Here is a 19,570-nt window from a genome sequence, read left to right on the forward strand (position 1 = left end):
TGTATTGTGTAGTTATTTACGATTTGAAAAAACATTTCTAGTACACTATAAACTAGAAAGTTGAGAAAATTTTACCGACAAGGTATAAAAAAAGGCGATACTAAAAAAGTAATCGCCTTATGTATGTTTATACAAACATTATTTTTTGTGTCTAGGCTCGCTAGAAACAGTTAATTTATGTCTTCCTTTTGCTCTTCTACGCGCTAGAACTTTTCTTCCATTCGCAGAAGCCATTCTGTCCATAAATCCGTGCTTATTTCTTCTTTTTCTTTTCGATGGTTGAAATGTTCTTTTGCTCATTGCTTTGTATCTTTAAAAATGGTATCTATTAACTCTTTATTTTGGTTTTGGATATCGTTGTTCAAAAACCGAGTGCAAATATACAAAGACTTTTTTCACTGGCAAGCACTTTTATAAAAATATTTTTAATTCCTTTTACTATATTTGCAATCACAAATATACATCTATTATGTTTAACAAAAATATTAAACTTATTTTGGCCGGACTTCTAGTAGTGGCGGGCATTTGGCAATTTACAGAAAGTAATATTGGGAATGGTATATTCTTGATTTTATTGACTGCAATTCCGATTTTTCTTTATTTCAAAAACGAATTCATCCTTTTAGCTTTCCTTAAATTAAGAAAACAAGACTTTCCTGGAGCTCAAAAATGGCTTGCATACATCAAAAATCCTGAAACAGCTTTGGTAAGAAAACAACAAGGATACTTCAACTACCTTCACGGAATCATGTTGTCTCAAACAAATATCAATCAGGCGGAGAAACATTTCAAAAAAGCAATCGAGTTTGGATTGTCAATGGATATGGATTTGGCCGTAGCCAAATTAAACCTTGCGGGAGTTGCCATGTCACGCAGAAGAAAACTTGAAGCGACTAATTTATTAAACGAAGCTAAGAAATTAGACAAACAAGGAATGCTGAAAGAGCAAATCTCGATGATGAAAGAACAAATGAAGAAAATCTAGATTTCTTTAAATTACAATATTTAAATCCCAAATTCCAATTTTCTGGTGTTTGGGATTTTTTTTAAGCATTTTCTGCTATCCTTTATAATCTTTTGTTTCGCTAAAGAAGCATCTCAAAAAGATTTTCACTTTTATAAAGGCTATGGTGATAGGTTTTATAAGCTAATCCACGAAAGATATTTGCATGTAAATACTTTATACAATCATTTCTCATCAATAAAAATAACAATGTCATTTGTATCAATTTTAGATATACTTGTATCCCCTTTAATGTAATCAATTTTATATTTTACAGAATTAAAAGCCAAATAATCTTTTGCTTTTTCTAAATTTAAAAACTTAAAACATTCTTGTTCTTTGCTATATTTATTCCCATTCATACCCAACTTTTCAACAGCAAAACCTTCACTCCCTAAGAACCAGTATTCATTTAAAATCCCACGCTTGTACTTATAAATTTCTTTTATTAAGTGTTTTTTATTTTGAAAAATTAAATAACAATCTGGTGGATAAATATCATAATGATTATTAAATTTAGTTTCAACAACAAAAGAAGATGGCACCTTCATTAAGACCATATCATTAATTTCCTTTAAATCTACTTTTTTATTTGTTTTAGCAAATTCATGGCCAAGCTTAATTCTCTCTAATACTTTCCCAAAAAGCCAAAATTGTTCAGGACCAGATTCGTGAATTTTAAGTTTTTTAGACTTTTGTTCGCTCTTTAATACAAATGCATTAGTTTCTCCATCATCACCGTACTATTTTCAAAACTTTCTTCTTTCGGAAAAGTAATCGTATCCAATATATTTTGAATTCTTTCCTTTTCCTCTTTATTCAAAATTGTAAAAAAAGTTTCTTCTTTTTTAAAACCGTAAGCATCCACATAATAAAGCGTATCCGAAGAATTAAATTTCAAATAATACGATTCATGGATATTCCATTTATAAAAAGTAAAATCATATTTTTTCTTTGGAGACTCACATCCCACTAGAACCAGAACCAAAACAATTATACAGATTCTCATACTTTTTCTTAAATTACTTTGTGGAGCTACTTGCGGAGATTCCTCGTTCCTCGGGATGACAAACTAAATGGTTACTTTGCGCAAACCTTTGTCAAAGTTTGAAACTTTGACAAAGATCGAAACTTGAAAATTGAAATTTGGAATTTGGAATTTAAAAAAATTGGAATTTATTTTTTTAATCTTCCAATATTATAGAAGGCAAATTCTCATTCAGCCATTTATACTTATTAAGGATCATAATATGAGTCCCTCCTTTCACAACAATGCATTTATTGATGTATTTTATTGGAAAAACATCATCTTGATCGCCATGAATATGAATTACATTATCGTCAACTGTATTTCGATCCCATAAAATAACTGACTCTACAGCCCATTGTAGGTAATTAAGATCACGAACTGCTAAGAATTTCTCGTATAATTTGATTCTTTTCTTTACTTTTTCCCCGAAAGAATATTTCGCCAAATTTTCAATATTCAAAATCAGTTTCATCGGAATTAGCTTGTAGGCTTTTGTTGATTTCCCGATTTTCATTCTTCTCGGAAACTCAGCATTGCTTCTTACGCTCGAAATAATAATTACTTTTTGAGCTTTTATATGTTTCGAAATTTCCTGAACTAAAATCCCTCCAAATGAAACTCCAATCAAAATCGGATTTTCATGCTTAATTTTCTGAGCAATACGAAGCGCATAATCAGACAAAGATTCTTTTTGTTTTGGAATTTCCCATTCAAGCAAATGAGTTTCAAAAACAGATTCATCTAATTTAATTCTTTCAAAAATAGCTGGACTAGCTGCAAGGCCAGGCATAAAATAAACAGGAATTTTACTCATTTGTCAAAAAAGGGATTTTAATTACAAATCTTAATTTCTAGATAAATTTACTTTTTTAAACAATATGCACAGCAAATCTTACACCATAATTATATATTAAAACAAATTAAATTACAAAATATGCAAAAATCGATCTCCAAAAAAAATAATTTTATATTGAAAATCAAATGATTAACTTTGCAGTCCAAATCTGTCCCGTTTAAGATTCCTACATAAGCTTTTTAAACAGGACAACGCCCTAAATCTATTTTATATTTTAAACCTATTAAAAAAATGACAAATTATGGAATCAACTGAAATCACTGCTCCGATCAAAGACAATGCTTTTGCAAGACAATTTGAAACTATTGCGCCAGAAGGAATGCTTTCTGTAGAATATTCATTTCAGGAAAAGAAAATTTTTCTAACTAAAATCAATACACCAGAAGGTTTTGACAATCAAGCCGCAATTGACAACATGCTAAAAAGCATTATGGAACTGAATACCGAAAAGAAATTCAGAGTTGTTCCGATTCACCCGAAAATTGTAACTTTTTTCAAAAAAAATCCAAAATACAAGGAATTGCTTCCTCCAGGAATCAGGATTTAAAAGTATCCTATTACACGGAGCCACAAACCTCCTATTACCATATAGATAAAGAGCATAACCAATCCGGTTATTAACCCTTTGACCCACCAGCTTTTTAGGTCGACATAACCACTTCCGAAGAAAACTGGTGCTGGTCCATGTCCGTAATGTGTTAAAGTTCCGTATAGCGATCCTACAAAACCAAGCATAAAAGCCAAAAGCAAACCTGGAATTCCAAGCGAAACTCCAACACCTAACAAAGCCGCATACATTGCCGCTACGTGGGCAGTTGCGCTTGCGAATAAATAATGGCTAAAAAAGTAGACTAATATAATAATAGGAAAAGCCATTTGCCAGCTTAAGCCACCTATTTGCACTTTTACTAAATCACTGAACCAGCCTATAAATCCTAATTCATTGAGCGAGCTGGCCATCATCACCAAAACCGAAAACCATACAATAGTGTCCCAAGCACCTGTTTCTGCTTTTACATCATCCCAAGTTAAAACTGAAGTCAAAAGTAAAATAACTAAACCTATAAATGCCGTTGTTGTTGCATCTATAGAAAACAAATCTCCTGTCATCCATAAAAACAGCAAAATAAAGAAAGTTAAAAGCATCAGCCATTCATTACGTGTTATAGCGCCCATTTCTTTTAATTTTTGAGCTGCAAATTGTGGAGCATCGCCGGTTTTTTTCAATTCTGGCGGATATATTTTATAAAGCACGAACGGAATCACAAAAAAAGCAACAAGCCCAGGAACAATCCCTGCAATTGCCCAAGACATCCAGCTGATTTTAATCCCGAGATTAAGCGCAAATTTTTGACACATTGGGTTACTTGCCGTTCCTGTCAAAAACATTGATGACGCGATTAAATTTGCATTATAACTATTCAAAGTAAGATAAGCTCCTAATTTTCGATGTGTTTCTGGCTTATCTGGCATTGAGCCAAAACTCATTGACATTGATTTCATAATTGGATATACAATTCCGCCTCCTCTTGCCGTATTACTTGGAACAGCTGGCGCCAAAACCAAATCGGCTAAACCTAAACCATACGCCAATCCAAGCGAGCTTTTCCCAAAAATCCGAACAAACAAAAAAGCGATTCTGTTTCCTAGACCCGTTTTAATAAATCCTCTCGCAATAAAAAACGAAATTCCAATAAGCCAAATTACCTTATCGCCAAATCCTCTTAAAGCTAAAGTTATTGACTTTCCTGCATCTCCAGGAGCCAAAACTTGCGAAAAAGCCGTAATTGCAATGGCAATCATACACATGGTTCCCATTGGCGCAGCTTTTAGAATAATTCCTAAAATGGTCGCGACAAAAATGGCAAACAAATGCCATGCTTCAACAACAACACCTTCTGGGGCAGGAATCAACCAAATTGCGATTCCAACGGCAAGCGTAATCAAGGTTTGGGGAATTTGCACTTCTTTCATAAAAACAAGATTTAAATTAATTAAAGTCTGAGCTATGCATTAAAAACAAATCATAATAATATGTTGTCGAATCTGGAATTCGAATGATTTACTCCTAGAACACCTTCATTATCTCCAAAACCTTCTAGATATCATGCCTGAATAAGTCTCTTAAATTGAAACATTGGATATTTCAAATTGTTTTCTGAATCAACTGCAGATTGGGTTTCAGCAGTATGTGCATTATAAAATAATGACACAATAAAAAAGATGAAAACATTTATGGCTAGTAATTTTTATTAATAGGCTTATAAATCCAACTTCATCAAAAATTCGAATTAGTCTTCTTAACAAAACAATAAAAGACACAAAGACTTACTAATCAACACAAAGGGCATCATAAAAATAATAAAAAAAAGACAACTTGTAAAAATAGTTGCATTAAAATACGATTATCATTTTTAACAAAACAAAAAAAGGCGCAAGTTGATTCTTGCGCCTTTTACTATTTTTAAAGTATTTCTATTTTTCGATTTCTCTCATAGAATCCATTTTCTTATGTGCCAAGAAACCAGCCACATCTTCAAAATGTTCTTTTACTCTTTTGTTTCCGAATTCAAAAACTTTAGTTGCTAATCCGTCAAGGAAATCACGGTCGTGAGAAACTAAGATCAAAGTTCCGTCGAAATCTCTCAACGCATCTTTAATAATATCTTTTGTTTTCATATCCAAGTGATTTGAAGGCTCATCCAGAATCAACAAATTCACTGGCTCCAACAATAATTTGATCATTGCCAAACGCGTTTTTTCTCCTCCAGAAAGCACTTTTACTTTCTTAGTAATATCATCGCCTTGGAACATGAAAGCCCCCAAAATATTTTTGATTTGTGTTCTGATATCTCCAACCGCAATACTGTCGATCGTTTCAAAAATTGTAGCATTTTCATCTAATAATGCCGCTTGATTTTGAGCGAAATACCCAATTTGAGCATTATGGCCAATTTCAACACTTCCAGAATCAACACCGATTTCTTTCATAATCGCTTTGATCATTGTCGATTTACCTTCACCATTTTTTCCAACAAAAGCTACTTTTTGACCACGTTCGATTACAATGTTTGCATCTTTAAAAACTACGTGATCTCCGTAAGCTTTAGACATTTCTTTTACAATAACAGGATATTGCCCAGAACGCGCTGCAGGCGGGAATTTTAATCGCAGTGCAGAAGTATCAACTTCATCAACTTGAACAATTTCTAATTTTTCAAGCATTTTTACACGAGACTGAACCGCATCGGTTTTAGAGAATGTTCCTTTGAAACGCTCAATAAACGCACGGTTTTCAGCAATCATTTTTTGCTGTTCATCGTATGCTTTTTGCTGATGAATTCTACGGTCTTTTCTTAATTCTAAATAATGCGTATATTTTGCTTTGTAATCATAAATTCTTCCCATTGTAACTTCGATAGTTCTGTTTGTAATATTATCTACAAACGCTCTATCGTGCGAGATTACTACAACAGCTTTTGCTTGATTCAGCAAAAACTCTTCTAACCATTGAATACTTTCGATATCCATGTGGTTGGTAGGCTCATCCAGCAAAATCAAATCTGGTTTTCTTAATAGAATTTTAGCCAATTCGATACGCATTCTCCATCCCCCAGAAAATTCAGAAGTTTGACGGTTAAAATCTTCACGTTCAAATCCTAAACCAACTAATATTTTTTCAACTTCAGCTTCGTAGTTAACTTCTTCGATTGCATAAAATTTCTCGCTTAAGTCAGAAACTCTTTCAATCAATTTCATGTATTCGTCACTTTCATAATCGGTACGAACTGTCAATTGCTCATTGATATCGTCGATTTCAGCTTTCATTGTAAAAATTTCACTGAATGCTTTTGATGCTTCTTCCATAACTGTCGCACCATCTTCAGTCAATAAATGCTGAGGAAGATATGCGATCACAGCTTCTTTTGGAGCCGAAATATTTCCTGTAGAAGGCTTATTAACTCCTGCTATTATTTTTAAAAGTGTCGATTTTCCCGCACCATTTTTACCCATAAGGGCAATTTTATCATTTTCATTTATAGCAAAAGAAACATCGCTAAAAAGTGTAGTTCCGCCAAACTGAACCGAAATATCGTTAACTGTAATCATTTGTTCTTGTTAATTTGTTTAATCGGTTAATCGTTTCTTTTTGACTACCCATTTTTTTCGTGCCGCAAAGATAGATTAATTAGATAATTTGGCAATTTGAAAATTAGATAATTTTGAAAATCTGTCAATTAAGCAATTTGCCAATTAAATAACATCATAATCATAGCGAACGAAACCTAAATGGTTTAGTATTATTTCGAAATTTTAATCTTAACTTGTGATATGATTTTAAAAATCAGCGAATTATGAAAACGAAATTAAAATTGACCATTTATTTAATTGCAGGATTATTATTTGGTTTTTCTGCAAATGCACAAAAAACTGTAATTAAAAAAGAAGCTTTACCTGCAAATGCTCAAACTTTTTTGAAGACGCATTTCGGATCGAAAAAACCAAGCTATATTTTAGAAGAGAAAGAAATCCTTTCTACAGAATATAAAGTGAAATTTGATAATGAAACTGAAATCGAATTTGACAAAAAAGGAAACTGGAAAGAAGTTGATGGCAAAAACTCCAAAATTCCAAAATCGATCGTTCCTAAAAAAATTGCTTCTTACATAAAAACAAATTTTCCAAAAGAAGATGTAACCAAAATTGAAATCGAAAGTTCTGGTTATGAAACAAAATTGAGCAACGGTTTAGAATTGAAATTCAACTTAAAAGAAGATTTTGTTAAAATCGATAAATAATGGAAATTAGAAAAATGTGGCAATTTGAAAATTAGAAAATTACCAAAACTATAAACAACAAACCCGACAGGTTTTGAAAACTGTCGGGTTTGAAAAAATTATCTAATTTTCAAATTGACTAATTATCTAATTAATCTTTTCTCCATCTTTTGGTTTCTTCAAAAACATGTTCTAAAATCGCTTGTTCAGTTGCATCAAAATCAATATTTCTTCTTGACAAAACCAAACGCGCTGTTTCAAACGCTTTTTTAGTTACATAAGTTGTAAATCCTGCAGCGCCGCCCCAAGAAAAACTCGGAACAAAATTGCGAGGAAAACCAGATCCAAAAATATTAGCGCTTACACCAACAACAGTTCCGGTATTAAACATCGTGTTGATGCCACATTTACTGTGATCTCCCATCATCAAACCACAAAACTGAAGTCCGGTTTTAGCAAAACCTTCTGTTTCGTAGCTCCATAATTTCACTTCTTCGTAATTGTTTTTCAAGTTTGAGTTATTAGAATCGGCACCAATATTACACCATTCACCCAAAACAGAATCACCTAAAAATCCTTCATGCCCTTTATTTGAATTAGCAAAAAGAACCGAGTTTTTAACCTCACCACCTATTCTAGATCCAGGACCTACTGTAGTTGCGCCATAAACCTTAGCCGACATTTTCACCATTGCATTTTCGCATAAAGCAAATGGCCCTCGAATTACGGTTCCTTCCATAATTTCAGTATTCTTACCTATATATATAGGACCAGTTGAAGCATTTAGGGTTACAAACTCTAATTTAGCTCCTTCTTCAATAAAAATATTTTCAGGCGCTATGACATTTACGCTTTTCGGAATTGGCTGTGATTTTCTGTCTTCAGTCAAAAAAGCAAAATCAGCACGAATTGCCGCATCGTTTTTAGAAAAAATATCCCAAGTATGCTCAACAGTCAAACAATCATCGTTATACTGAATGATTTCATAAGAGTCAAAATCAACTTCTTCTTGATTTTCTGACGCAAAAAAAGCGATTACATCCTCGCCTTTAAAGATTGCCTGATTTGCCGTTAAATCAGAAATCATCTCAACAAGCTTATCATTTGGCAAATAAGCGGCATTGATCATTACGTTTTCTTCCATTTCCACCATTGGAAATTTTTCAGACAAATATTCTTCAGTAATTGTTGTTATTGTTGAGCCAAGGCGCATTTCCCATTTTTGACGAATTGTCATAATTCCGATTAAGATATCGGCCACGGGCCTCGTAAAAGTAAAAGGTAATAAAGCATTCCGAACGGGACCGTCAAAAAGAATGTAATTCATAAATAAAAAATTTGGTACTTGTTAAAATCTTGATTTGGTTATCGAGGCCAAAGTTACAAATATTTATGTTTTTACTAAACTTGTTTTAGTAGTTCATAATGAATTGAATCCAAAATACTCCTGCACAAAACAACCACAATCCAACCAAAGTTTGAGCAACAAAAATTATGGCATAAAAAAAGCCTTCCAAATTGGAAGGCTTTTGTATAATTTAAAACAGCTATTATTTTTTAGCGTGTTTCGCGTATTTAGTTTTGAATTTATCAATACGTCCTGCAGTATCGATAAGTTTAGATTTACCAGTATAAAAAGGGTGAGATGTTCTAGAAATCTCCATTTTTACAACTGGATACTCAACTCCGTCAACTTCAATTGTTTCTTTTGTATCTGCAGTAGATTTAGTGATAAAAACCTCATCGTTAGACATGTCTTTAAATGCAACTAATCTGTAATTTTCTGGGTGAATTCCTTTTTTCATCTTTTCTTTTTATTTATTGTTTGGAGCATTTTTATTTTGAAGCTTTTTCGTGATTAGAAAAAGGTATAAACAAATAACACTCTTTTTGTTTAAAAATTTAATTATTTTTGAGTGTGCAAATTTACAATTCTTTTTTAATAAACAAACAGTTAGCTTACTTTTTTTTACTTTATTTCGAAAAGCTTTTTTTATCTACGATTATAGCGGGAATTACTATATTTGTGGATTAATTTTAAAACATATAGAAATATGATCAATGAAGTTATAAAAAAGAATGGTATTACTTACGGAATTGTCTTAGGAGTTATTCTAGCATTAATTACAGCGAGCATCTATTCAATAGATCTTAAATTGTTTGTTTCTGGATGGATTGGCGCATTGAGCTTTGTCATTTATCTGGTAATTGGAATCCTATTACTGACAAAGACAAAAAAAGAAATCAATGGTTCGTTCTCTTTTAAAGATGCATTTACAACCTATTTTATTACCACACTTATTGCTTTATTAATTTCAACATTTTTCAGTATTTTATTATTTAACGTTATTGACCCCGCTGCAAAAGAAACAATAGGAGAATATCTTATAAAATATATGGCCGAAACGTTGCAAAAATTCGGAACACCTGCTTCTGCAATAAATGAAGCATTGGATAAAATGAGAAAAACTAGCCCGTTTTCAACTCTAGAACAACTTAAAGGATTAGCTTTCAGCCTTGCCCTTTATTCTATTTTAGGATTAATTTTGGCCGCATTTTTCAAAAGCAAAACTACTCAAGAATAAAAATTATAAATGAATTTATCTATACTTATACCGCTTCTAAACGAAGAGGAATCACTTAAAGAACTCTACACATGGATCATTAAAGTGATGCAATCTAACAATTACTCTTATGAAATCATTTTTGTAGATGATGGTAGTACAGATGATTCTTGGAATATTATCGAAAGTTTTTCTAATGAGAACCCAAATGTAAAAGGTATTCGTTTCATGAAAAACTTTGGAAAATCTCAGGCTTTGCATGCTGGTTTTGCAAAAGCAAAAGGTGATGTTATCATTACTATGGATGCCGACTTGCAAGACAGTCCTGACGAAATTCCTGAATTGTATGAAATGATTACAAAGCAGAAATACGATTTGGTTTCGGGCTGGAAAAAGAAACGCTATGACTCAGTTGTAGCAAAAAATTTGCCTTCAAAATTATTTAACTGGGCGGCTAGAAAAACTTCTGGTGTTGAATTAAACGATTTTAATTGCGGATTGAAAGCCTACAAAAATGTTGTCGTAAAAAACATTGAAGTTTCTGGCGAGATGCACCGTTATATTCCTGTTTTGGCGAAAAATGCTGGATTTGGAAAAATTGGCGAAAAAGTGGTTATCCACCAAGCTAGAAAATACGGTGAAACAAAATTTGGAATGGAACGTTTTATAAACGGCTTTCTGGATTTAATTACGATTTGGTTTCTATCTCGATTCGGAAAAAGACCGATGCACTTATTTGGCGCAATTGGTTCGTTAATGTTTATTATCGGATTTTTATCTGCAGGTTATATTGGTATTTCTAAATTGTACCACATGTATGAAGGAATGAAATATACGCTTGTTACAAACAATCCGTGGTTTTATATTGCTTTGACTACAATGATTTTAGGCACTCAGCTGTTTCTTGCTGGATTTTTAGGCGAAATCATTTTAAGAACCAAAAGCAATGAAGCAAGATACAAAGTTTCCCGAGAGGTTAATTTTTAATGTAGAGCACTGACCCGCCCTACACATTTAATTAAATAATAAAAAAAATTACATGAATATAGCACCTAATATATTAAGCGCCGTAAATGAATGGTTGACACCAACATTTGACAAAGAAACGCAAGCCGCAGTTAAGGAATTAATGACAACTTCTCCAAAAGAACTTGAGGAAAGTTTTTATAAAAACCTTGAATTTGGAACTGGCGGAATGCGTGGCGTAATGGGCGTTGGAGACAACAGAATCAATAAATATACACTTGGAAAAAACACCCAAGGATTATCTGATTACCTATATGAAGTTTTTCCAAATGAGCCTTTAAAAGTGGTTATTGCTTACGACTGCCGTCATAATAGTAATACTTTGGCAAAAGTGGTTGCAGATGTTTTCTCTGCAAACGGAATTCAGGTTTATTTGTTTTCAGACTTAAGACCAACTCCAGAATTGTCTTTTGCTCTTAAATATTTAGGATGCCAATGCGGAATCGTTTTGACTGCTTCTCACAATCCGCCAGAATACAATGGATATAAAGTATATTGGCAAGATGGTGGACAAATTGTTCCTCCACAAGACAAAGCCATTATCAACGTAATTGAAAATTTAGGCTACGACAAAATTAAATTTGACGCGAATGAGAGTTTAATCAAATATATCGACACTGATATTGATAAGGCTTTTGTGAAATCGTCTATTGAAAATGCAAGTTTCAATACTCCGGCTGAAGCTAAAGACAACTTACATGTTGTTTTCACTTCATTGCACGGAACTTCTATAAAATCTATTCCAGATACTTTATCACAAGCTGGATACAAAAATGTTCATATTGTTCCTGAGCAAGCTATTCCTGATGGAGATTTCCCAACTGTAAAATCTCCAAATCCAGAAGAGCCAGAAGCTTTGACTATGGCATTGGCTTTGGCAGACAAAACAAACTCTGATATTGTTGTCGGTACAGATCCTGATTGTGACCGTTTAGGTGTTGCTGTTCGTAACAACGACGGCAAAATGATTCTATTGAACGGAAATCAAACTATGATCTTGATGACTTCTTTCTTGTTGAAACAATGGCAGAAAGCTGGAAAACTAAACGGGAAACAATTTGTAGGATCAACAATCGTTTCAACTCCAATGATGATGGAACTAGCATCAAGCTACGGAGTGGAATGCAAAGTTGGATTGACTGGATTCAAATGGATCGCAAAAATGATCAAAGATTTCCCAGAACTTCAATTTATTGGAGGCGGTGAAGAAAGCTTTGGCTTTATGGTTGGTGATGCTGTAAGAGATAAAGATGCCGTTGCCGCTACTTTATTAATCTGTGAAGTTGCTGCACAAGCAAAAGCTGCAGGAAGTTCTGTTTACAAAGAGCTTCTTCAACTTTACGTTGAAAATGGCTTCTACAAAGAACACTTGGTTTCTTTAACTAAAAAAGGAATGGAAGGTTTAGAAGAAATCAATCAAATGATGATCAACTTACGCCAAAATCCTTTAAAAGAAATCAATGCTCAACGCGTAATTATGGTTGAAGATTACCAATCATCAATTGCTTTGAATTTATTGACTGGCGAAGAATCAACAATGGATATTCCAAAATCAAACGTATTGATCTATTATACTGAAGATGGTTCTAAAATTTGTGCAAGACCAAGCGGAACTGAGCCTAAAATTAAATTCTACATCAGCGTAAATGCTGCAATCGAATCGGTTTTAGAATTTGATGAAGCAGAGAAATTCTTAGACCAAAAAATACAAAACATCATTGCAGACATGCAATTGAAATAAATCTCAATACATTTCCAATTACGCACAAAGTTTGTGCACGATTGAAAAAATTGATTCTAACAAACTCTGATTTACATTCTTGAAATGGAAGTCAGAGTTTTTTTTATAAAAAAAAGCAAAAAGAAATTGAAAACACCTCAATTGGATTAATTTTGTGCAGTGAAAATTGCTTTATCAAATCGTTAAATATTGGTAAAGCCACCCTAAACAAAGAAAACAACATCAAAAAAAATAAATGAGTAATTTCAAAAAAATAGTTCCTTTTATATATCCATATAAAAGATATGCGTATCTGAACATCTTTTTCAATGTCTTGTATGCACTTTTCAGCACACTTTCGTTTATGTCATTAATCCCTATGATTCAGGTTTTATTTGACCAAACCAAAAGAAATACCGTTAAGCCGGTGTACGAAGGGATATTACACATCAAAAAGTACGGTGAAAATTATTTAAGCTATTTTGTAACGCAAACCACAGATCAGTATGGCGTAGGACGCACTTTATCGATAATGGTAGCAGGAATTATTACTATCTTTTTATTGAAAAACCTTGTTGATTACCTGGCTATGTTCTTCATTAATTTCTTACGAAATGGTGTTTTGAGAGATATGCGTAATGCGATGTATAAAAAAACATTAGAACTGCCCCTATCTTTTTATTCTGAAAAAAGAAAAGGTGACGTAATCTCGAGAATTTCTGCAGATGTAAATGAATTGCAGACTTCTTTTCTTGCCATTCTGGAACTTATCGTAAAAGAGCCTTTAACGATTGTATTCACTATCGCAGCTATGCTTTTCATTAGTCCAAAACTGACTTTATTTGTATTTATTTTTATTCCGGTTTCAGGTTATATTATTTCTTTAATTGGAAAACAGCTTAAAAAACAATCTACAAAAGCACAACAAGAACAAGGACATTTTTTATCAACTATTGAAGAAACTATTGGAGGACTAAAAGTTGTTAAAGGCTATAATTCTGAAAATTATTTCAACACTGTTTTTCAAAATTCTACTGAGCGTTTTTTCAAACTATCAAACAGCATCGGTAATCGCCAAAATTTAGCGTCTCCTGCGAGTGAATTCATGGGGATCACTGTAATTGCCATTTTGCTTTGGTACGGTGGTCAAATGGTTTTGATCGACAAAACTCTAGATGGAGCCTCTTTTATTGCCTATATGGGATTAGCATATAATATCTTAACTCCTGCAAAAGCAATTTCTAAAGCTTCTTACGGAGTAAAAAGAGGAAATGCTGCAGCAGAACGTGTTCTTGAAATTTTAGAACAAGAAAACACTATAGTCTCTAAAGAAAAAGCCGTTGAAAAGGACACTTTTGATGATCAAATAAGCATTGAAAACATCAACTTTAAATATGAAGAAACAAGCATCTTAAAAGATTTTTCTCTTCAAATTAAAAAAGGACAAACTGTTGCGCTTGTTGGGCAATCTGGAAGCGGAAAAAGTACGATTGCGAATTTATTAACGCGTTTTTATGATGTAAACGAAGGCACAATTTCTATTGACGGAATCAACATAAAAGATATGAGTCTGCACTCTCTTCGCAGTTTGATGGCGTTGGTTACACAAGACATTATTTTATTTAATGATACCATTAAAGCAAACGTCGCATTAGGAAAACTTGACGCAACTGACGACGAAATTATTGAAGCTTTAAAAATTGCCAATGCTTACGAGTTTGTAAAAGATCTTCCAAATGGAATTTATACTAATATTGGAGATAGCGGAAGCAAAATTTCGGGTGGACAAAAGCAACGTTTATCGATTGCAAGAGCTGTATTGAAAAATCCTCCGATTATGATTTTGGATGAAGCAACATCAGCATTGGATACTGAAAGCGAAAAAATTGTTCAGGTGGCGCTTGAAAATATGATGCAAAACAGAACTTCAATTGTAATTGCGCACAGACTTTCTACTATTCAAAAAGCTGATGTAATTGTGGTAATGCAAAAAGGAAGAATTGTTGAGCAAGGAACGCATGAAGAATTAATTGCGCTAAACGGAACTTATAACAAACTAGTTACGATGCAGTCTTTCGAATCTTAAGATTCATAAAAAAGAAATAAATCATTTTAACAGATTAAGGAAATATTAAAACAGCATTTAATATTCTTTAATCTGTTTTTATTTTTATAACTTTAGGTAGCTATTGATAACTCTTTAAAAATGTACATCAATAATCCGAATATAAAATTGCCCGAAGATCCGGATACTGTCGTTTGGAAGTATCTTGACTTATCTAAATTTCTTGATTTATTGCTTTCGAAAAAATTATTCATGTCGCGTTCCGACAAATTTGAAGATCAATACGAAGGCACTTTCAGCGAGCCGACTTATGAAGAAATAAAAAAACTGGCGGTTGATAATCCTGATTTTATAACTTATTACAAAACACACAGGGAAAAAGTCGCTATAAGCAGTTGGCATATCAACGAATATGAATCGTTTGCTATGTGGCAGATTTTTACGCAAAACAGCGAAGGGCTGGCGATTCAGTCTACAATCGGAAGATTGCAAAAAGCCTTAAAACCCGAAAATAATTTTGACCAATATATTGGCGAAGTAAACTACATCGACTACAAAAAAGAATATATTCCGTTTGATGATTTGTTTTTTCCGTTTTTATTTAAACGAAAAAGCTTTCAATACGAACGCGAAGTCCGGATCATTACCGACACTTCCCACAGCACCTTAAAACTAAACGATGGATTAAAAATCAATGTTGACATCAATCAATTGATTGAAAAGATTTACATTCATCCAAAATCTGAAAACTGGTATAAAAAACTAGTTATTGAATTAGTAGAACGCTTGGATTTTGGTTTCGAAATCGAAAAATCAGATTTGGAAAGTGATATTTTAATTTGATGTGGAATTATTTTTATCCATTTCAGCAAAGTAGTATTCTCTTAAATACCGATTTTGATCATCTATGATAATTTCCCCATTTTTCTTAAAATAATAAACAGAATCCGATTTTGCTTTCTTCACAACAGAGTCTCCAATTTCAATTCTGGAATATATAAAAGCACTTACTTGATGTGATTCTACTAGCCTTAAATATATAAAATGAGGACATCGAATACATTTTTCATCTCCCTCTTTATCTTTTACAATTCCGGAAAATGCTTCTTCATTTGCTTCTCTATAATTGCGTTCTGCTTTCGATTTATCTGCGAAGCAACACATTACTATTATAAAAAACAAAATTGGCAAAAAAACATATCGCACTTTGCCAATCTCTTTATCTTGATCGTTTAATTCTTTTTCGGAATACAATTCTTGAAACTATATAGGTTTATAAGACTTAACCTCCCATTTTTTAGAAGCAAGATCTATGTAATTATAGTGCAAAACATCATTTTTATCAAATTGTCCGTTTTGATTAGTATCTTCAATAGTTCTGAAATACAAACGGTTTTTAGATTCTATTAAGCTCCAATCGACCAATTCTTGAAGATCCGGTGAAACTTTGGTGAAATTCTCCCCACTGATATCACTTAAATACAAGGTTTTAATATCTCCTGTATCTATTTTCCCGTCTTTATTGGTATCTGAATCCGTCAGTGTGTATACCATAACATTATTATGAGTTTTATCCGCAACGGTTTTTAAATACGTCGCCGTCATGATCAAAACTGGCTTATCTGATAGAGGCCTAATCGAATCTGAATCGACTTTCTGAAATTTCAAATTTTGCAGATAGCCGGTAATCTCATATTCTCCTAAATTAGAAATCGTAAAGCTCACATCATTTACACTCGATGAACCGTAACGTCCTTTTGTACCTCTTTCATACACTCTCAAATCGCCAACAGGATGAATCAAATAATTCGTTCCTTCCATTTGAACTGGCAAATCTGACACTTCAATTTGCGTTGAATCCGTTTTAGCCACAACACTAGCTTTGTTCGAAGCATCATAAATCACTTTCGGCTTCTGCACTTCATCCTTACAACTCACTGTAGTTCCGATAATTACTAAGGCGATATATTTTATATAGTTTTTCATGTTTGGCAATTATATTAGAATATCAAATATACTATTTTTGATTGTAAATTTTTGTTTTATTGAATTTTACTAAAGCTTACAATCTCGCATTTAACTTAACGTTAAAAACTCGCGAAGTCATATAATTTGGAATCGCATATTCATTTTTAGAATACACATCACGAACCCAAGTATTAGTAATAGCATTTTGATTATTAAAAAGATTAAAAATCTCCAACCCCACTGATAATTCCTTAAAGTCTTTCAGCCATTTTGCTTTGGCAACTTTCGTACTACTATCCACAAAAACTTTTGCAAAACCAACATCTGCTCTTCTATAATCATTTAATCGGTTTTGGTATAAATACGGATCAGAATACGCCGGCGCTCCACCTGGCAATCCTGTATTATAAACTAAATTAAGATACAATTTCACGCTCGGAATGTTTGGCATATAATCTTGAAACAACATTGCAAATTTCAAACGCTGATCGGTTGGTCTTGCTATATATCCTTTGTTTTCATAATTTTCTTCCGTCTTCAAATATCCAAAACTTACCCATGATTCTGTACCTGGAACAAATTCTCCATTTAGCCTAAAATCAAAACCTTGTGCGTAGGCTTTTGCATTATTATTGGCAACATATCGAATTCGGACATTGTCTATGGAATAAACATTTACATCTGAAAGTGACTTATAATATACTTCGGTCACCCATTTAAAAGGACGATTCCACATTTTAAAATTGTAGTCATTTCCTAAAACAATATGAACTGACTCTTGCGCTTTTACGTTTGGATGAACAATTCCGTCTAAATCACGAAGTTCCCTGTAAAATGGCGGCTGATGATACAATCCGCCCGAAACTCGAAAAACCATGTCCATATCCCAATCTGGCTTGATTGCAAATTGCGCACGCGGACTCAAAACAAACTGCGTTTTGCCTTCTTCTAAAGCGCCCAAAACATTCCAGCTCTGAAAACGAGCACCTGCATGATACCAAACCTGACTAGAACCAATTGCCGTTTTTTTATTAAACTGCATATAACCCGAAAGTCTGTTTATGGTATTAAAATTTGTAGCGCGAACATCTTGATAAGGCAACAAAGGTCCTGTATACGGTTGATAAGGCTGATTATTTTTAGGCAAAATAACCAATGGAGGATTAATTGAAAATCCAGCTGAATCAATCACCTCCCACTCGACTACACGATCACGAATGGATTCTCGAGTATATTTCAAACTAAATTCCAGTTCACTATCGTTAAGCCACTCTTTAAACCCTTTTATTTCGGCATTAGCGATTAAAGCATCGAGGTCATTTCGAGCGTGATTAAGCTGCGAACCGATTCCTTTTGTAAAATCGATGTTTTCAACATTTCCATCCTCATCAACATTTCCTAAACGATATTGTGCTAAAATATCGAAATGTTCCTGTTCTGTGGTATGGAAAAGCGAACCGATCAATTTGAAAGTCAAACTTGGCGAAGCTTTATAAGTTGTTTTTAAAGCCCCGAAATACGTTTCATATTTATCTTTTTCTTGACCGTCATAATAAACCGTCAAAGCCATTGGCTGATCAATTGTACCAAAATTCGTTTGGCGCACTAACGGCTGATACGAATATTTGTTCTGAGAAATATTTCCTAAAAAGCTCATTTGCCATTTTTCGGAAATATCATAATTGACATTCGTTTGAATATCTGCAAAAACTGGAGTATAATTTGTTTCCGCATCTTGACTGTTCACCAAAAGGCTATTGTTTCGGTAACGAATTCCAGTAACGGCCGACCATTTTTTATTTTTAGAAACCAAATCAACAGCGGCACTTGCACCCAAAAAACTAGCTTCAAAAGCAGCTCCAAATTGAGTTGGCTTGCGATATGTAATATCCAAAACAGAAGATAGTTTATCTCCAAATTTAGCTTGAAATCCTCCAGCTGAAAAATCGACATTTTGAACCAAATCGGTGTTGGTAAAACTCAAACCTTCTTGCTGGCCAGAACGAATCAAAAACGGACGATAAACCTCGACTTCATTTACATAAACTAAATTTTCATCATAATTTCCGCCACGAACCGCATATTGTGTACTCAATTCATTATTGGAATTTACACCCGGCAATGTCTTTAAAATGTTTTCTATTCCGGCGTTTGCTCCCGGAATTTTCTTAATAGTTTCTGGCTCAACAGTGACAATGCCTTGGACTCGTTTTTTATTTTTAGAAGAAACAAAAACTTCGCCCATTTGCTCAGCAGAACTGCTCATCACTGGATTAAAAAGAAAAACTTCATTCGGTTTTAAACTTACCGTAAGGCTCATCATTTTCAAAGAAACGTAGGTAAAAATCAAAGAAACTTTTTTATTTGCCGGCACTTCAATATCAAAAACACCATTTTGATTTGACTGAACCACATTTCCTAGATATGAAATATTAACATCGGCAACAGGATGATTTTCCGTATCTAAAATAACACCTTTCACATGAGCGTTTTGAGCAAATGCAATAGATCCGATGCATAAAAAAAAGAAAACAAATATTAGCTTATAATTATTCAAATG

19 protein-coding genes are annotated in these 19,570 nt (G+C 33.2%); 8 read left to right on the plus strand and 11 right to left on the minus strand.

Annotated elements, in window-relative coordinates; translation table 11 throughout:
- Window positions 1-138 precede the first annotated feature (138 nt).
- Window positions 139-300: a 50S ribosomal protein L34 gene (rpmH, locus tag AAYQ19_RS13590; RefSeq protein WP_008464848.1), complete on the minus strand. Its 162-nt coding sequence runs from the start codon at window positions 298-300 to the stop codon at window positions 139-141.
- A 169-nt stretch (window positions 301-469) separates the two neighbouring features.
- Between rpmH and AAYQ19_RS13595 the strand changes: the two genes are divergently transcribed.
- Window positions 470-985 carry a hypothetical protein gene (locus tag AAYQ19_RS13595; protein WP_026727579.1) on the plus strand — a complete coding sequence of 172 codons (516 nt, stop codon included), beginning with the start codon at window positions 470-472 and terminating at the stop codon, window positions 983-985.
- Between the two features lie 203 nt (window positions 986-1,188).
- On the opposite strand, the gene AAYQ19_RS13600 is transcribed toward AAYQ19_RS13595, so the two are convergent.
- The 3 genes from AAYQ19_RS13600 to AAYQ19_RS13610 form a co-directional block, all read right to left on the minus strand.
- On the minus strand, window positions 1,189-1,554 hold the full coding sequence (locus AAYQ19_RS13600; RefSeq protein ID WP_343536953.1) for a hypothetical protein: 366 nt from the start codon (window positions 1,552-1,554) through the stop codon (window positions 1,189-1,191).
- 155 nt (window positions 1,555-1,709) lie between these two features.
- Window positions 1,710-2,012: a hypothetical protein gene (locus AAYQ19_RS13605; protein ID WP_343536954.1), complete on the minus strand. Its 303-nt coding sequence runs from the start codon at window positions 2,010-2,012 to the stop codon at window positions 1,710-1,712.
- 175 nt (window positions 2,013-2,187) lie between these two features.
- A complete protein-coding gene (locus tag AAYQ19_RS13610) occupies window positions 2,188-2,847 on the minus strand; it encodes an alpha/beta hydrolase family protein (RefSeq protein ID WP_343536955.1) in 660 nt (219 codons plus the stop codon).
- 283 nt (window positions 2,848-3,130) lie between these two features.
- On the opposite strand from AAYQ19_RS13610, the gene AAYQ19_RS13615 reads away from it, so the two are divergent.
- Entirely contained in the window at window positions 3,131-3,436 is a 306-nt protein-coding gene (locus tag AAYQ19_RS13615; RefSeq protein ID WP_343536956.1) for an N-acetyltransferase, read from the plus strand.
- On the opposite strand, the gene AAYQ19_RS13620 is transcribed toward AAYQ19_RS13615, so the two are convergent.
- Complete coding sequence (locus AAYQ19_RS13620) at window positions 3,433-4,863, minus strand: anion permease (RefSeq protein WP_343536957.1); 1,431 nt, start codon at window positions 4,861-4,863, stop codon at window positions 3,433-3,435. The two genes, AAYQ19_RS13615 and AAYQ19_RS13620, sit on opposite strands and share 4 nt — an antisense overlap.
- A gap of 501 nt (window positions 4,864-5,364) precedes the next feature.
- Window positions 5,365-6,999, minus strand: coding sequence for an ABC-F family ATP-binding cassette domain-containing protein (locus tag AAYQ19_RS13625; protein WP_343536958.1), 1,635 nt, complete (start codon window positions 6,997-6,999; stop codon window positions 5,365-5,367).
- A gap of 245 nt (window positions 7,000-7,244) precedes the next feature.
- Here AAYQ19_RS13625 and AAYQ19_RS13630 point away from each other — a divergent pair, with 245 nt between their 5' ends.
- Entirely contained in the window at window positions 7,245-7,688 is a 444-nt protein-coding gene (locus AAYQ19_RS13630) for a PepSY-like domain-containing protein (RefSeq protein WP_343536959.1), read from the plus strand.
- Between the two features lie 130 nt (window positions 7,689-7,818).
- Here the strand turns inward: AAYQ19_RS13630 and AAYQ19_RS13635 are convergent, their stop codons facing one another.
- Window positions 7,819-8,994 (minus strand): GlmU family protein, encoded by a 1,176-nt coding sequence (locus AAYQ19_RS13635; RefSeq protein WP_343536960.1) that lies wholly within the window; start codon window positions 8,992-8,994, stop codon window positions 7,819-7,821.
- Between the two features lie 223 nt (window positions 8,995-9,217).
- Window positions 9,218-9,472, minus strand: coding sequence for a type B 50S ribosomal protein L31 (locus AAYQ19_RS13640; RefSeq protein ID WP_008464817.1), 255 nt, complete (start codon window positions 9,470-9,472; stop codon window positions 9,218-9,220).
- Window positions 9,473-9,721: 249 nt separating this feature from the next.
- Between AAYQ19_RS13640 and AAYQ19_RS13645 the strand changes: the two genes are divergently transcribed.
- The 5 genes from AAYQ19_RS13645 to AAYQ19_RS13665 all read left to right on the plus strand — a co-directional run bounded on the left by AAYQ19_RS13645 (window position 9,722) and on the right by AAYQ19_RS13665 (window position 15,885).
- A complete protein-coding gene (locus AAYQ19_RS13645) occupies window positions 9,722-10,252 on the plus strand; it encodes a DUF4199 domain-containing protein (protein ID WP_343536966.1) in 531 nt (176 codons plus the stop codon).
- Window positions 10,253-10,261: 9 nt separating this feature from the next.
- Entirely contained in the window at window positions 10,262-11,218 is a 957-nt protein-coding gene (locus tag AAYQ19_RS13650; RefSeq protein ID WP_343536967.1) for a glycosyltransferase family 2 protein, read from the plus strand.
- A 52-nt stretch (window positions 11,219-11,270) separates the two neighbouring features.
- Window positions 11,271-12,998 (plus strand): phospho-sugar mutase, encoded by a 1,728-nt coding sequence (locus tag AAYQ19_RS13655; RefSeq protein ID WP_343536969.1) that lies wholly within the window; start codon window positions 11,271-11,273, stop codon window positions 12,996-12,998.
- 235 nt (window positions 12,999-13,233) lie between these two features.
- Window positions 13,234-15,063, plus strand: coding sequence for an ABC transporter ATP-binding protein (locus AAYQ19_RS13660; RefSeq protein WP_343536970.1), 1,830 nt, complete (start codon window positions 13,234-13,236; stop codon window positions 15,061-15,063).
- A gap of 120 nt (window positions 15,064-15,183) precedes the next feature.
- Window positions 15,184-15,885, plus strand: a complete 702-nt coding sequence (locus AAYQ19_RS13665) for a DUF2971 domain-containing protein (RefSeq protein ID WP_343536972.1) — start codon at window positions 15,184-15,186, stop codon at window positions 15,883-15,885.
- Here the strand turns inward: AAYQ19_RS13665 and AAYQ19_RS13670 are convergent.
- The 3 genes from AAYQ19_RS13670 to AAYQ19_RS13680 form a co-directional block, all read right to left on the minus strand.
- Window positions 15,877-16,296, minus strand: coding sequence for a hypothetical protein (locus AAYQ19_RS13670; RefSeq protein WP_343536974.1), 420 nt, complete (start codon window positions 16,294-16,296; stop codon window positions 15,877-15,879). The genes AAYQ19_RS13665 and AAYQ19_RS13670 overlap by 9 nt on opposite strands.
- 9 nt (window positions 16,297-16,305) lie before the next feature.
- Complete coding sequence (locus AAYQ19_RS13675) at window positions 16,306-17,028, minus strand: CREC-EF hand family protein (protein WP_343536976.1); 723 nt, start codon at window positions 17,026-17,028, stop codon at window positions 16,306-16,308.
- Between the two features lie 76 nt (window positions 17,029-17,104).
- Window positions 17,105-19,567: a TonB-dependent receptor plug domain-containing protein gene (locus AAYQ19_RS13680; RefSeq protein WP_343536978.1), complete on the minus strand. Its 2,463-nt coding sequence runs from the start codon at window positions 19,565-19,567 to the stop codon at window positions 17,105-17,107.
- Between the last annotated feature and the right edge of the window lie 3 nt (window positions 19,568-19,570).

It is taken from the genome of Flavobacterium mesophilum (assembly GCF_039581405.1).
In the GTDB taxonomy this organism is placed as follows: Bacteria; Bacteroidota; Bacteroidia; order Flavobacteriales; family Flavobacteriaceae; genus Flavobacterium.